16 protein-coding genes are annotated in these 14064 nt (G+C 58.4%); 5 read left to right on the top strand and 11 right to left on the bottom strand.

Going from position 1 to position 14064, the window contains the following annotated elements:
- Nucleotide 1 precedes the first annotated feature (1 nt).
- The gene (locus WDB91_RS07240) at nt 2-1120 is read right to left on the bottom strand and encodes a ceramide glucosyltransferase (protein WP_339111910.1); all 1119 of its coding nucleotides are present in this window, start codon (nt 1118-1120) and stop codon (nt 2-4) included.
- Entirely contained in the window at nt 1117-1932 is an 816-nt protein-coding gene (locus tag WDB91_RS07235) for a UDP-2,3-diacylglucosamine diphosphatase (RefSeq protein ID WP_339111909.1), read from the bottom strand. Before WDB91_RS07235 ends, WDB91_RS07240 begins: the two co-directional genes overlap by 4 nt.
- Before the next feature lie 208 nt (nt 1933-2140).
- Here WDB91_RS07235 and WDB91_RS07230 point away from each other — a divergent pair, with 208 nt between their 5' ends.
- From WDB91_RS07230 to WDB91_RS07215, 4 genes are all read left to right on the top strand, one after another.
- Nucleotides 2141-2419, top strand: coding sequence for a hypothetical protein (locus WDB91_RS07230; RefSeq protein WP_339111908.1), 279 nt, complete (start codon nt 2141-2143; stop codon nt 2417-2419).
- Nucleotides 2420-2572: 153 nt separating this feature from the next.
- Nucleotides 2573-3358, top strand: a complete 786-nt coding sequence (locus WDB91_RS07225) for a hypothetical protein (RefSeq protein WP_339111907.1) — start codon at nt 2573-2575, stop codon at nt 3356-3358.
- A gap of 278 nt (nt 3359-3636) precedes the next feature.
- Nucleotides 3637-3843 (top strand): cold-shock protein, encoded by a 207-nt coding sequence (locus WDB91_RS07220; RefSeq protein ID WP_339111906.1) that lies wholly within the window; start codon nt 3637-3639, stop codon nt 3841-3843.
- A gap of 626 nt (nt 3844-4469) precedes the next feature.
- Nucleotides 4470-5618: a GAF domain-containing sensor histidine kinase gene (locus WDB91_RS07215; RefSeq protein ID WP_339111905.1), complete on the top strand. Its 1149-nt coding sequence runs from the start codon at nt 4470-4472 to the stop codon at nt 5616-5618.
- Between the two features lie 15 nt (nt 5619-5633).
- Here WDB91_RS07215 and WDB91_RS07210 read toward each other — a convergent pair whose 3' ends face one another.
- Nucleotides 5634-5996 carry a response regulator gene (locus tag WDB91_RS07210; protein WP_339111904.1) on the bottom strand — a complete coding sequence of 121 codons (363 nt, stop codon included), beginning with the start codon at nt 5994-5996 and terminating at the stop codon, nt 5634-5636.
- A gap of 595 nt (nt 5997-6591) precedes the next feature.
- On the opposite strand from WDB91_RS07210, the gene WDB91_RS07205 reads away from it, so the two are divergent.
- Nucleotides 6592-7473, top strand: coding sequence for a transglutaminase family protein (locus WDB91_RS07205; RefSeq protein ID WP_339111903.1), 882 nt, complete (start codon nt 6592-6594; stop codon nt 7471-7473).
- Between the two features lie 508 nt (nt 7474-7981).
- Here WDB91_RS07205 and WDB91_RS07200 read toward each other — a convergent pair.
- From WDB91_RS07200 to WDB91_RS07165, 8 genes are all read right to left on the bottom strand, one after another.
- Nucleotides 7982-8173, bottom strand: a complete 192-nt coding sequence (locus tag WDB91_RS07200) for a hypothetical protein (protein WP_339111902.1) — start codon at nt 8171-8173, stop codon at nt 7982-7984.
- Nucleotides 8174-8201: 28 nt separating this feature from the next.
- Nucleotides 8202-8576, bottom strand: a complete 375-nt coding sequence (locus WDB91_RS07195) for a TniQ family protein (RefSeq protein WP_339111901.1) — start codon at nt 8574-8576, stop codon at nt 8202-8204.
- Between the two features lie 299 nt (nt 8577-8875).
- Complete coding sequence (locus WDB91_RS07190; RefSeq protein ID WP_339111900.1) at nt 8876-9424, bottom strand: hypothetical protein; 549 nt, start codon at nt 9422-9424, stop codon at nt 8876-8878.
- A gap of 237 nt (nt 9425-9661) precedes the next feature.
- Nucleotides 9662-10324 (bottom strand): hypothetical protein, encoded by a 663-nt coding sequence (locus WDB91_RS07185; RefSeq protein ID WP_339111899.1) that lies wholly within the window; start codon nt 10322-10324, stop codon nt 9662-9664.
- Between the two features lie 95 nt (nt 10325-10419).
- On the bottom strand, nt 10420-10926 hold the full coding sequence (locus tag WDB91_RS07180; RefSeq protein ID WP_339111898.1) for a hypothetical protein: 507 nt from the start codon (nt 10924-10926) through the stop codon (nt 10420-10422).
- A gap of 155 nt (nt 10927-11081) precedes the next feature.
- Complete coding sequence (locus tag WDB91_RS07175) at nt 11082-11258, bottom strand: hypothetical protein (RefSeq protein WP_339111897.1); 177 nt, start codon at nt 11256-11258, stop codon at nt 11082-11084.
- An 88-nt stretch (nt 11259-11346) separates the two neighbouring features.
- Entirely contained in the window at nt 11347-13143 is a 1797-nt protein-coding gene (locus WDB91_RS07170; protein WP_339114472.1) for a TniQ family protein, read from the bottom strand.
- A complete protein-coding gene (locus tag WDB91_RS07165) occupies nt 13136-14002 on the bottom strand; it encodes an ATP-binding protein (protein WP_339111896.1) in 867 nt (288 codons plus the stop codon). The genes WDB91_RS07170 and WDB91_RS07165 overlap by 8 nt, the downstream gene beginning before the upstream one ends.
- Nucleotides 14003-14064 lie beyond the last annotated feature (62 nt).

Here is a 14064-nt window from a genome sequence, read left to right as displayed (position 1 = left end):
GTTACTTCGCGGCTTTCGGAGGTGTCAGGGCGCCATTCCGGTCCATAGCCGAGCCGCGCCACTCGAACCCGCGCCGCGCCCATGTCATGACCCAGAGCGCGGGCATCAGGATATCGCGCGCGACCATCGCCGCCACATCACGCGCGCCATGCGGCCAGCCCGCCCGTTTGGCCAGCGCCCATTCCGCCAGATACCACACACAGCATAGCACAGGGATCAGCGCCCATGCTCCCGCCAGCCCCAGAGCCAGCGCGGGCAACCACGGCCCAAGCAAGATCTCGGCGGCGAAAATCATCAGGAATCCGTCGCGGCGGACCCGCGCCCAGCGCAGCTGCCTGTCCCAGACCGCGCGGAAACCACGGGAGCCCACCGGCTGCGCAAAGGGCTTACGGACCACGCGTACCTTCAGCCCCTGACGGCGCACGGCCTTGGTCGAGGCCACATCCTCGGCCAGATCGCGCCCCAGAGCCACCAGACCACCCGCTTTTTCCAGCACATCGCGACGCCAGCACAGCGTCTTGCCCTGCGCGAACCCATTGCCCAGCATATCCGCCGATAACTGCCAGCGGGCCTGGAAACTGTTGAGGAAAGCGGCCTCGACTGCGCCCCAGAAATTTCCGGCGCGGATCCCGATGGGCGGGCTGGTCACCAGCCCCGTATCGGCTTCCACCACCTCCAGCATCCGGTCGATATAATCGGGCGGCAGCAGCAGATTGGCATCGGCCATCGCGATCCATTCGCCGTGCGCGGCCCTGAACCCTTTTTCGAGATTGTTCAGCTTGGGATTGCCGGTAATCCGGTCCTCACCAATCAGGATCTGGCATGACACCCGCGGATAACGCGCCGCAAGCGCGCGCAGCACCTCTACCGCCGGATCATGCTCCACCGCGGCGCAGAAGATCACTTCATAAGAGGGATAATCGAGTTTGAAGCTGGTCTCGAGCGTCTCGGCGTCGAACCGGTCAAGCCCGCAGACCGGCCGTAGGAGGGTGACCATCGGGCGCGCCGCGATCTCGGCGGCTGGTCTGCGGCGATATCGCCAGAGCCCCTGCGCCACCGTCACCAGATGCACACCGAAAAGCACGCCGAAGATCGCGAGAAAGATCATGGACCAGCTCATACCCGCACCTCCGCAGGCTGCGGCAGCTTGCGGCTCTGGCGCTTGGCCACAGGCCGCAGCTCAAGCAACTCCAGCCGTCCGTCCTCGGTTTCGACCATCGCCGTGTAGCTATCGATCCAGTCGCCGCAATTGGCATAGACCAGCCCCTCGACATTGCGCAGGGCCGGCTTGTGGAAATGGCCGCAGACCACGCCATCAGCCTCCCGCGCCCGCACCAGCTCCATCAGGCGCCCCTCATAGCGATTGCCTGCGGTCATCAGCATATTCACACCCGTCACAAGCATCTCGACCAGATTCCGCTCGGGTTCACGGTGGAACGACCGCGACAGTCCCCGCCGCGCCCACGCGTCAAACCGGCGCAGCCCCGCATCCAGCCGCGACCCGAGCCGTGTCATGAAATGGAAGCGCAGGAGCCGTGCATCGCATTGATCGCCATGCAGGACCAGAAAGCGGCGGCCGTCGGCGCTCTGGTGGATCGCCTCATTGACCAGCTCCATACCCTGAAACTGGCGCCCCAGACGTTTGCGAAGCTCTGCATCGTGATTGCCCGGCAGGTAGACCACCCTGACGCCCGCGCGGATACGGGCACGCAACTCGTCCATCACCGCGTCATGAGTGGCCGACCAGTTGGGCTTGCCACCATGCCAGATATCAAGAATATCGCCCACCAGATAGATCGTCTCGGCCTCGGTCTGGCGCAGGAATTCCAGAAACCGCCCCGCCTGACTCCCCCACGCTCCCAAATGCAGGTCCGATACGAAAAGCGTTCTGACACGCCTCGGGCGCAGTGGCGGGATGAAGCTGCCGGTCATACCCTGATCCTTATACGTCTTCTATTGTCTTTGGTGCCAAGCGGATACGAAGTTCCAATGACACATAGATGAAGCATTCATGACGGTCGGCAAGGTGCGGACGATAACATTGACGGGAACTTGTCGCGACGACGCGCGTTGGGCCTCCGACGGATCGGAGACGCGATCCATGAAAAGGCCCGTTAAAGGCCGGTAACTGGAGATCAAAATGAAAAAACTTCTGCTCGTTCTGCCGATGGTCGCCGCTCTCGCAGCCTGCCAGACCGCAAACCAGACCCGCGCCGCAGGCGCATTGGGTGGCGCGGCGCTTGGCGCGAATATCGCCGACAACAATGACGAGAACGCCATCTCGGGTGCGGCAGCCGGTGCCGCTGTCGGCCTGATCGCGGGTCAGGCTGTCGCAAGCCGCACCAATCCCGATGCGCAGACCTGCCGTTATACCGACTCCTATGGCCGCTCCTACGCTGCAGCCTGCCCTGCACGCTGATCCGGCGCGGACTGCGGGAAAGCAAAGCCGACGGGATCATCCCGTCGGCTTTTTGCATGGCCGCGTCTCCGATCATTTCACGTGAAACCCCGTTTGAGGCGGCAAATTGCAGGGGCTGGACTTGCGCGATATGAAGGGGGAGAGGAGATCACCGTGCCGCCCCTATCCCTGACCCGCCTTTATGACACCTCCGCATTTGCCGTCGATTACCATGAGGGGGATGGGGATGCGCTGGTTCTGTCTTTTTCCTCGATAGGCCATGATGCGACGCGTCTGCCCTCGCCAGAATTCGTGGCCTCTGCCATTGGTCACCGGCAGGGTGGCAACCGGCGTGCACTTTTCTTCATGGATGCCGCGCGCAGCTGGGGCAATACGCCGCTTTTCCCCGAGATCGTCCGGCGCGCCTATGCCCATGCTTGTGCGCAGCGCCCTGTGCGCCAGCTGATCGCGCTCGGGCTTTCCATGGGCGCCTATCAGGCGTTGATTGCCGCGCAGATCCTGCCAGTGGACACGGTGCTGGCCTTCGGGCCGCAATATTCACTGGAACTGGCCGCCAACCGGAGGGAATGGCAGCCTTGGGTCGCGCGCATCGACCAGCCCCTTTGGCCAATAGCCCCCCTTCCCGCCGCGCCCTGTCAGACCTTCCTCGTTCACGCCCTGCGCGACGATCTGGACCATGCGCAGGGCTTCCGGCCCGCAAGGGGTGTGGATCACATCCTCCTCGACGATCTCGATCATTCCTCCTTGTTACCGCATCTGAAACGCCGCGGATGCCTCGACGGGGTGATTGACGCCGCCGTGGCCCAAGACAGACGCCGGATGCTCCGCATTCTCCAGAGCGCGGGCGGAAGACGGCGAAAGGAGAGCGTTCTCCAGGCCGGGTCACCCCCGGCACAAAGGCAGGAGACACAGGAAAGAATGCGGAAATCCGACCTTTGACGCGTCTGAGACAGATAGCCATATGCGCAGGAAGCGGATACGGGACAGAGCGCCCCGTTCCCCTCGCGCTTCCGCACAGGTCACCGACCTTGGACAGGAATGCAATCGACCACAACTAAACTATTGATTTTTTTCGGGCAGGCACTATGTAGAATGTGCTTACGTTTCTTCTCTTCGTTATTCCGCCGCCACTAGCTTGGTTTCGGTTGATCGGCTTGGATCGACTATGCCGGGCTGCCGCGATCTTGTGGGCAGCGTTTATCAAGGAGACCACGGACATGGCCAACGGCACCGTGAAATGGTTCAACAGCACCAAAGGCTTCGGCTTCATTCAGCCCGAAAACGGCAATAAAGATATTTTCCTGCACATCTCTGCCGTCGAACGCGCCGGGATCAGCCGGATTGAAGACGGTCAGGCTGTCACCTTCGACATCGAAAGCGGTCGTGACGGTCGCGAATCCGCTGTCAACTTGGCACTTGCGTGAAGACGTAGCTGGGAAACCTGCTTGAAGGTATTCCGGCTCAGAAAAGAAAAGGCGGGCGGCTTTCGACGCCCGCCTTTTCCATTCCGGCTGAAAATGCCGTAACTGCGCCTGAAAAGACGCTCACAAGCACGGGACGATAGCGACAGATCCCCATCCCGATACCGCCGCTTTCCACGCTTCTGCCTGCACGAAATTTTCCACAAACATTTCTGTAGCTCATCATAAACCGAGCAACACGAAAGGGCGGTCGCAGGCTATTTCCATCCGGCACTGCCCTGATGCGGGACCAGTCGTGACCATCGTCGCGCCAAGCTGGCGATCTCCTGCATTTTCGACAAGCATTGCGGGCGACCCTTCCGGACAGGCAGCGCCGGAATTGCAGTCCCGGACCGGAACAAAACCATGTTGCCAGGACAAGAGGAAACGGTCACCCTCAATCCGGCACAGGAGAGTGTCGCGAAACGCTTCGGCTCCCCGGACATTCGGGGACACGCATCGGCCCTTGGAATTCAACATCGTGTCAAGTAAGTTGCCCCGAGACCACCTTACTGGCCAGGCGCGTGTTACCTAATATTGATCCCCTTCAAGACAGTATCCGGCAGGTCGATCTTGTCTCCGATATTTCGATGATCCTCGACGCTTGCGGAACGGCAACCGGTATGGGTTTTGTTGCCGTTGCTCGGGTAACCGACAACCGCTGGATAACCTGCGCGTCCCGTGATCGGGTGAATTTCGGTCTGACGCCCGGCGATGAGCTTGATGTGGCATCGACAATCTGCAGCGAAGTACGAGCCTGCCGCAGCAGCATCACGATTTCGGATGTGGATGATAGCGAGATCTACCGCGACCACCCCACGCCCCGTCAATACGGTTTCAAGAGCTACATATCGGTTCCGATCATCAAAAGCGATGACAGCATCTGGGGCACGCTATGCGCCATCGACCCGAACCCGCGCGAAATCGGGTCGCATGCGGAACAGCTGTTTACGATCTTTGCAAGATTGATTGCCCGCGAGCTCGACCGTCAGGACGAGCTTACCAAGGGGCGTGAAGAGCTGGCAGAAGGTCGCGCCACCCTTCAGACCGAACGCGATACGGCACGGTTGAGGGAAGAGTTCATCGCCATCGTCGGGCACGATCTGCGCAATCCGATCGCCGCGGTTACATCCGGCTTACGGATGATCGAGAAACCCAACATTTCTCCGGATCGCCGGGCGATGCTCGTGTTCGAGATGCAGCGAGCGCTGACGCGGGCCAGCCAGATCATAACCAACTTGATGGATTTTGCCCGTGGCCGCCTTGGGGCCGGGATAGACGTGAATGCGCCCGCGCCGATCGACCTCGTGCCGGTGTTTCGTGACGTGATTGGCGAGATCGAGCAGATTGCCGGTCAACCAGTCCTGTCCTCGATCGACCTGCCGCGTGCTCTGGTTGCCGATCCGCAGCGGCTTGCTCAACTTTTGTCAAACCTTCTGGGCAATGCCGTGGCCCACGGCGCCCCCAACCAGCCGATTTCGGTCGACATTGCCGAGCGAAACGGTGAGCTGGTCGCCAGTGTCACGAACCAGGGCACGCCGATCCCGCCAGAGATGCACCCGTCATTGTTCCACCCCTTCTCGCGCAATGAAAGCAATCAGAAGGGTCCTCAAGGCCTCGGCCTGGGCCTATACATCGCGTCGCAGATCGCTCTGGCGCATGGCGGACGGCTCGATGTTTCGTCTTCGGCGGAGGCCGGCACGACATTCACCCTGCATATGCCGGCCAAACCGGCCTGAGTGCGTGATCTGAGATCATGGCATCCGGCCAAGCGCCGCAATAACATCCTCGGCGGCAAGAGGCTTCGCGAGAAATGGACTGTGTTCCGGCATGACATGAGAGGCGGGGCGTGTGCCACCCGACATGATGAGGATCCGGCAACTGTCAGACCGCCGCCGCACTTGCGATGCAAGGGCGACACCGTTCATGTCGCCCGGCATATCGATATCGGTGACAAGCACGTCAACCGTATCGCCACCGTCTATGACACGAAGTGCCGTTGCCGCATCTTCCGCTTCCAGAACATTATATCCCAGATCCGCAAAACCGAGCGCCAGATCCATGCGAATTATCGGCTCGTCCTCGACAACGAGAATCGTCAGGCTCTTGTCAGTCATGCGGTCGCTCCAATCCTACAGGTGAACTGCAACGCAGCCAGCGCTCGCGCGCTCTACGATACTCAGGACAACGGCTCGGGAGCACACGCGTTCCCCTTTTTCTTTTCGGCCCGTGATTTTTTGAGTAAAATTATCAAGTAAGACCGCGCCCCCAGTAGGGCCGGCGCCGCTTCCATGACGAATAATATGCGCGAAACCCGCGACAGCGGCATGGACGCCGATATCCTCCAAAGACCATGCCCTGTGCCCGACGGCGACGCTCGGCGAGACCGCACGGTCCGAGGCCGTCAATCGTGACAGACCTGCCATTGCAATTCAGGCGCGGCACTCTATATTTTGTATCAACACCTGTCGCGCATCCCAAATTTAGAGCTTCAGAGGGAAAGGTTGCCCCCGCCGATTGTCCGGCATGCCCGGCCCCAATACCGGAGCTCTCATGCGCCGCTCGCTTCCGCAGAACGACCCCACGCCCAGACATCTCACGCGCCGAACGGATCTGCGCCGAGGACTGGCTTTCAGGCAGGCTCTTTTTTCTGCCCCGCCTCTGACCAAGCAACCGCAACAACCTCTTGCGAGGTGATTGAAAGGATCGTCCGTGACCAAGGACACCCGCCCCTCTTCGATGGCAGACCGGAATTCGGCGCTGCGTATGAATATCGGGTGCACTATCACCCACACCCTGACCCAGCCGACTCCCCTGATCGCGCTGCTGAATGTGCATTACTCGCGGTTCGGCGACCTCGAGCGCGCGGATTACCTTGTGACCCGGCCCAGCGTTCCGCTCGAAAGCTACCGCGACGGCTTCGGTAACTGGTGTACGCGCATGGTCGCCCCCGCGGGAGAATTCACCCTGACGACTGACGGGATCTTCCGCGATGCAGGCCATCCTGATCCCTATTGCCCCGATGCACAGCAACATGCCGTGGAAGACTTGCCCTTCGATACGCTCGTCTACCTGCTGGGCAGCCGCTACTGCGATACGGACCTGTTGTCCGAGCGCGCCTGGGAGCTGTTCGGAAAGACCGATCAGGGCTGGTCGCGGGTGCAGGCGATCTGCGACTATGTGCATGACACCATAAGCTTCGACTACATGAAAGCCGATGCAACCCGGACGGCAGCGCAGACCTTGGCCGGAGGTTTCGGGGTCTGCCGCGATTTCACCCATCTCGGTATTGCGCTTTGCCGTTGCATGAACATTCCGGCCAGATACTGCACAGGCTATCTGAGCGAAATCGGCGAGCCGCTGCCCCATGCCGAAGACGATTTCGCTGCATGGATGGAGGTCTATCTGGGCGGCCAATGGTGGGTGTTCGATCCTCGAAACAACAAACGGCGCACCGGGCGCATTCTCGTAGCGCGCGGCAGGGACGCCGCAGACGTGCCGCTGACACAGATATTCGGGCCGGGAACCCTGTCGGAGTTTGAAGTGTGGACTCAGGAAGTGCAGGGCGAAAGACCAGTCTCTCCCGGGAGCTGACCTTCAAGAGCCAGGGCCACGGCCCTTTCCGTCAACGGGCGCGTGCCCGCTTGCCGGGGTCTTTCGATATTTCCAAGGACAATCCAGATGAGCCCGTAAATCCGTGCAACGACCTTTCCGCGCATGTCAGGCGAGTTCCTGCCTGCCAGCCTTCACTCACCGGATGAGGCCCTCGCAGGCCAAGCGGCTTCATGCTCAGAACATGATCGAACCGCTACGCCTCCGGACGCCCTGCGGCGATCAGAGCTGGCAGAACACAGCCTCAGCCGGATTTTGACCGGATCTGAACACGATGTCACCGAAGGTCGGGAACTGACCTCTTTCTTGACCCCCGCCATGGTCCAGGAAGACATGAAAGGCACAGTTCAGATGGCGCGGCGAGATCGGGTCGATCTCCGGATTGCACGGGAACAGCCAGCCTTCGGGCTCTGCTTCCTGCCAATAGTCTCGGAAGAGTTCGAGCAACCCCTTTGACAGCATTGGCCTTGCGGCTCTTCCGCCCTTGGCCCTACTCGACATGAAGCAGCATCCGGTCGCTGTCGATGTCGCCGATCTTGAGATTACAGACCTCGGTGAGCCGCAGGCCAGCTCCGCAGGAGATGCGGGACACCACCGGCGGCCTCCGCGGCTGGATACGGACCTGCATGTAGCGCTTCATGGTCTCGCGCCCGCAAGTCATGCCGAAGAAGAACCGGAGCACCACGATCCTCACGTTAAACGTACCGGCCCTAACTCCGGTGTGGGTATTGACGCAGGCATTCGGGACAGATGCGTATGCGCGTGCGCTGCAGGCTATGCGTCGTCGCGATCTCGTCGCGCAGGCGGAAGCGGCTATGGCCGAGATGACGGATGGAGACCTGCGACAGCGCGGCAGCGTCACAGCCTGCAAGCTGCGCAAGCTGGGCGATTGCCAGAGGCTCACCGCGGAACAGAAGATCGACAGGAAAGGCCAGGTCGACGCAGAACTGGTAGACAGAGGGTGCACCATTGCGCGCGGCCAACCGCGTTAGCAAAGACGAGGCGGGCAAAGAGCGTTCGTGCTGCACGGTCAGCGGCAGCGGCGCGAAATCCGCTTCAGGATCCACAGATTGACTTTTTGCCACGCATGTCTTTCGGGATTGGGCATTGGCTGCGCCCTGATCCTAAGCCAACCCGATCAATCGACCAACATGCCAAACATGCGCCAAGAACATATTCGTGGACATCTACGTGAAAGAAAAGCCAGTTTCGTCTGACATTCGATAGTTTCTGTCGAATGTCATCGCTTTGCAGCCCAATCGAGGAATTTTCTCAAGTCTTTTCAATAAGGCGCATCGAGCAATTCCAACCCAATCGCCAAGTATTCCTGACCCATTTGAGCAACACCTACCAAGCCTTAAAGCGTCTTAAAGGCGCAGCCAGCTTACCTATTAATAGGCATTAGAGCACTTTCATCACCACTACTTAGCTGCGCCTCAGATTTGACCTGCGTTATTCGACGTTTCAGAAGCTCCTTGGAAAGTTCCAAGTCAGCACGCAAAGAATTCAATCCAAAGAATGAAAAGCTGTAAGGGAGAAGTACAAAAATAATGATCACCAGGAGCAAAGCTCCTCTAGTGTAAAGATAAACACCCCACCGTTTCACCTTATTTACATAAAAAATCATCCAGCCAATTCTCGCTCGAGCTAGCTTAATCCGCCTCCAGCGGTTTCGGCTTTCGCGCTCTGAAATCCCCATAAGGCTTGCAGAAAGCGCTGCAAAAACCAATCCTAATAAAAATAAGAAAAGCCAAAGAACCAGCTTAAATAAAGATAAAGTCATCAAATAGAATGATAAATTGTCGCCAGCCTGTGACGCTGCCAGCAGCAGCGACGACATGACTGCTCCGACGACCGTAAATGACCAACGAAGCAGCGCAATTCCCTCTGTTCTTGTTACATGAAAAAATTCATCTTTTGATTTGCGTGGCAATGCATACCTCTTCAAATGATCTAAGGGGGCTTATCAAAAATTTCGCTCGTTCCTCTTCGTACCACTTAAATAGGGGTCAACAACGCTTCTAGAGCGTTTAAAATACGGAACATGCTTACTTGACCTGAGTCATTTTAAATCTGTAGGCGAACGAGCTATAGGGGCCAATCTACGACATAATACCCGTTGAAGGCCAAGGGCAGCTTCGAGCCCGTAGCGTATTTTCCTTATTGCTATTTAGTGAAGCTTCAACTTCGCTAGATTAGCTTCATATGCCGCGAACGTCGGCATCAAGCTTTCGCGGAATTCAGACGGAAGATCCGTTTGAGTCAGAAATTGCGCCATTGCTTGGGTATTACCCTGTAATAGCTGGATCAGAACAAAAGCCCTTGGATCTTGCCGATAGAATGGACTGTAATAGACCCAGTTTTTTGGGCACGATCGAAGAAATTGCCATTCATCGCCTAAGTCAAAGCCAGAGGAAAGATAGTGCTCTGCGCAGGATGTCAGTTGCTGGATATATGCTGGGACATCTGAGATTTCACGGTCTCCTGCGGTTGCCGGATACCCTGCAAGATCCTCCATGAAAGACTGTGGGTAGCCACGCTGTCCGCAGGATCTCCAAAATTGCTGATTAACAAGCGTGAGGACCGCGACGGCATCTCGCTGTCCCGACAATAGCCTATGCGTTGAAGATACGCGCTCCGAGAATAGATCCAGACGCGGCTCTGTGCGCGCGATCCAGCTCTTGAAGCCCCAGTTTGGCGCTAACAGAGCAGTAATACCTTCGACTGGCGTCAAAGCGAATGTTTTGGCCCGCTTGTTATAAGCCCAGCTGCTCGCAATCTCGCCTGCTGCTGTCTCTGTGAGAGCAAGTACCGCATCTTTGGTTGTAGTCAATCTTTACTCCTTGCGTGGCGCATGATCGGCCCACGGCGCGACTTATTGTCCGCTTTGTCCCGCATTGCTGACGTTTGCAATGATCGCCGTGCCGCTCACTTCTCGTAAGGCTCCTGTTCTCGCCGGGCACGGCATTTTTGCCAATGCTCGACGTCGATCCCCCATGTGTTGCTCAGCTCCGGGTTACGCGCTTCCTCTTCTGAAAGCTCGCTCACTCCACGCATGAAAAGGCCCATCCAGCTGTCCCATTCCGGAATATGGGCGAAGTTGATATTCATCTTGCCCTTTTCCGTGAGTTCGACACGCATATGCGTGAAGGGATCGCGGTCGAAAGGTGGCGTGCGCCGCAGGTTCAGGGCAAGCGTTTCGATTGCGCGCATGGCGTCGAATGGAGTTGCTTTTGAACCCATCGGCCCGATGCGGTTTCCGGCGTCGTCGAGCCAATCCAACCTCGATCCATGCCCCCCAGAGCCGAAACGGGCCCAGAAAACAATTGCCTTTGCCTCTGGCGGGAAGACTTTCCAAAGGAGCTGTCCGATTTCTTCTGTTATTTTTGAGCTCTGGGATTTGCCGCCAGAGATGCGCCGAAGCCATTTGACCATGGTAATCCTATAGCTGTGTTGTGGTTTTCGGCGGCTACGGAGCGCAACCCTAGCCTGATTTTGCGTGCGCCCCGCCTTAGTTCCATAACATCCAATCCCAGCGCAATCTGGACGGGAAAATGGCGCAATCTATGGCTAGGCCGCAGGTCCCGAATTTACGACATCAAGACCTTTACAAGCGCGATCCAAACGAGCGTCGCGATCGCACCAACGGGAGCCATATACCAGCGGTTTTGCGCCTGAAGCCGCATCGTCTCGGCAATAAGCGTCCCCGTCACGGAGTTGAGCCGCGCAATATCTTCGCTGATCTTCTTCGCTTCTGTTTCTGTCATGGTCGTGCCGCTCATGAAAATGCCAGCCTAGGGTACCCCCGAAACCCTAATAAAGCGAGGAATTCCGCATTCCGCTGGCGCTCAGCTATCAAAACTCACCTACCAGCGCTCGGTCATAGACCCTGATGCGGCCCCCTCCGCAGTCGAGTGTTGGCACCCCTGCCCGATCCAGCTGGCGCGCAAGGTGAATGGGTGCCTTGTTCACATCTGCCGCCAGTTGGCCGAGTGTAAGATAGTGTTTTTCGAAAGCCGTGATGCTGGTCTGGCTAATCAGCTGATGCAGATAATTGGTCTCGGGGTTTCGCTCTGTCACGCCCCGAAGATAACCGGCGTTTCTTAGCGACCGAACTGAGCCCGCGCTGATCTTAAGACGCTTGGCCGCGTCCAGAAGCGGCAGGTTACCTTCCCGACAAGCAAGCTTCGTTTCCTGCACTTGTTGACCCACCGGCACATACAGCCCCCGCAGTCCCGCGGCATCGGTCGCCCGTACCATGCCATCAAGCGTACCCGAGCGCCATTGCGCAACCAGATGCGCCACGCGGATCCTCTGCGATCGCGCAAACTGATGGAGAGACTGAAACCCCTGCAGATGCGACAGCACTGGCAGTTCTGACACCTGCGCAAGCAATTGGTCGACATCGGCAGCATAGGCGTAGCGAAGCGCCGTTCCGAATTTGATATGCCCGATCAGCCCCAGATCCATCATCGCCGTCACCTGCGTTGGCGCGATATTGAGCCTCTGTGCAGTAATGGTCAGGTTGTGCAAACCCCGCCAGAACGCAACCGCCCTTGCCAGTTGCGCCGGTGTCGTTTCCCGAAGGGCGGCCATTTCCGCCTCGGAAAGTAAATCGACATGCGCAATGAGCCGCCGGATCAACGCCACCCCCAGCCCAGATTGCCGTCGCGCCGTCTCGAAAGAAATCCGCTGGATCTCGGGGGCAGCTTTCCCGAGCACGGTTTTTCCGGGCGTCATCGTATAGCTGCGGGTCGCGAATTGATGCACGCAATCGAGGATGTCCTGCATTTCCGGCTGATCATCGACCGATTGCAACCAGCTGTAGAAAAGTCCGAGATCGGAGGACAGGTAGGATCGTCGTCCCACCCCCCTGCCCCGCAGCGCTTCAAGGCAATTCTCAAGCGCGATAGGGCCGGAAGACAAGACATTGAAACCCTCAAGACAATAGTCATCTTCGGCTTCTGGCGCGAGTTTTGAGAGACTATCGGCGGGATCACCTGCAAGCACCGCACCGAGGGTGAGACAAGCTCCATGCAATTGGCCAAGCTCCAAGCCGCTCATCCAATCGGCCTCCACTTGCCCACGGATCCGGCCCCGTACATAGGTCTCGAAATCCGTAGCAAAATGCGGAGCGGCGTGATCGGCTGCGGATCGCAAAGCATCCTGATGACGGCCCAGTTGCGTCACCACATCATAGGTTTCATGCGACGTGGCCGCCCGAGGCAATTCGAGCAGGGCGACCTCATGCCGTTCACATCCCTTCAGACAGAGCACATTCCATTCCAGAAGCTGATGCGCCCCTGACCTGCCGAACTGTGCCAGGGCCTCCTCCAGACAGAGCGGGCAGACCCGCGTAAGACAGCGGTGAAACACCCCCGTTGTGCTGCGCATCTGTCCGATACGATAGCGTCCAACACCGATCTGTTCCGGATTCCAGTGATGAAGATAGGCCAAGTCTACCCCCGAGACTTCGGCCAGCAGCGAGAGCTGATCGGGATGGCCCGAGCAGAGATAGGGCCATCTCAACCCCATATCCGAGCAAAGATCACGCGGCGGGGTCTCATTGCGACAGGCAAGCCGTGCTGCAATGCTGGCGGGTGTCTCTCCATCGAACGGAGAGACCGACAGAGCAAGGTGACGCTCAAGCATCGTCATCCTCCTCGTCATCATTGAAGCTTTGACGCGGGTCGATGCGGTGGAAATCGTCCGCGAGAAACGGGTTGAGCGCTGGAAGCGCGTCAGTACGCATCCGGTATGTTTCTGCAAAATGCTCTTTGCGCAGGCAGCCATTGATCCCATCCTGACCAAGAACCCTTGTCTGGGCTTCAACGATGAACTGCGCCAGAAGACCGAATTCATAATCTGCCGCATGCATAAGACGGGCCGCGAACTCATCCGACATCACATCCTCCCCCATCTGGAGCCGCGCCCGATCGCAATAGACGGAAACCAGGCTGAACACCTCCTCGTGGCTCGAATATTGCGAGAGCCGCTCGATCTCGATGGGATAGATGCGCCGCGCCAATTGTGCGTCCTGATTGATGATCCTTTTGAGGCCAGGCATGCCCGTCAGCATCAAGCCCACGGGCCATTGGCTGTTCTCCATGAGAGACTTCAGGGTATTAACAATCGCCTGTCGCTCTTTGATCGTCTGGTGCTGTGCCAGATCCTGCGCCTCATCGAGATGCAGGAATAGCGTTTTCCGCAGCTTGCAGTGCCGCTTCACGAGGTTCCAGATTACCGCCGAGGATCGATCCTGCTGCAGCTTATGTCCCAAGGCATGCAAGATATCGGTCCCGACCACCTTCATCGTTGCCGGAGACGGCACCTTGAGGCTTACCAGCTCACTTTCGCCATCCGGGCCCTCAAAAAGAAGCCGGCTCTGGTATCGCCGTCTTAACTCCTTGATCGCCGTCGTTTTGCCAGCGCCAGAACGGCCCACGAGCGCGATGCCGCGCAAATCCGCCACAATCCCGTCCGCAAGATCGGCACGGCGTTGTTCCAGCAACTGATCGAAATACTCCTCAAGGCGACGGAAAGCCGCGGTCGGGATATAGGCAGACCGGATAT

This window comes from Thioclava sp. GXIMD2076, assembly GCF_037949795.1.
In the GTDB taxonomy this organism is placed as follows: domain Bacteria; phylum Pseudomonadota; class Alphaproteobacteria; order Rhodobacterales; family Rhodobacteraceae; genus Thioclava; species Thioclava kandeliae.
The sequence above is the reverse complement of the archived record's forward strand: the minus strand, read 5'-3'. Positions and strand labels throughout refer to the sequence as shown.

Excerpts from the sequence above, each read along its gene's own strand:
- WDB91_RS07240 (WP_339111910.1), bottom strand. The coding sequence starts at position 1,120 with ATGAGCTGGTCCATGATCTTTCTCGCGATCTTCGGCGTGCTTTTCGGT.
- WDB91_RS07235 (WP_339111909.1), bottom strand. The coding sequence starts at position 1,932 with ATGACCGGCAGCTTCATCCCGCCACTGCGCCCGAGGCGTGTCAGAACG.
- WDB91_RS07230 (WP_339111908.1), top strand. The coding sequence starts at position 2,141 with ATGAAAAAACTTCTGCTCGTTCTGCCGATGGTCGCCGCTCTCGCAGCC.
- WDB91_RS07220 (WP_339111906.1), top strand. The coding sequence starts at position 3,637 with ATGGCCAACGGCACCGTGAAATGGTTCAACAGCACCAAAGGCTTCGGC.
- WDB91_RS07215 (WP_339111905.1), top strand. The coding sequence starts at position 4,470 with ATGATCCTCGACGCTTGCGGAACGGCAACCGGTATGGGTTTTGTTGCC.
- WDB91_RS07210 (WP_339111904.1), bottom strand. The coding sequence starts at position 5,996 with ATGACTGACAAGAGCCTGACGATTCTCGTTGTCGAGGACGAGCCGATA.
- WDB91_RS07180 (WP_339111898.1), bottom strand. The coding sequence starts at position 10,926 with ATGGTCAAATGGCTTCGGCGCATCTCTGGCGGCAAATCCCAGAGCTCA.
- WDB91_RS07175 (WP_339111897.1), bottom strand. The coding sequence starts at position 11,258 with ATGACAGAAACAGAAGCGAAGAAGATCAGCGAAGATATTGCGCGGCTC.
- WDB91_RS07170 (WP_339114472.1), bottom strand. The coding sequence starts at position 13,143 with ATGCTTGAGCGTCACCTTGCTCTGTCGGTCTCTCCGTTCGATGGAGAG.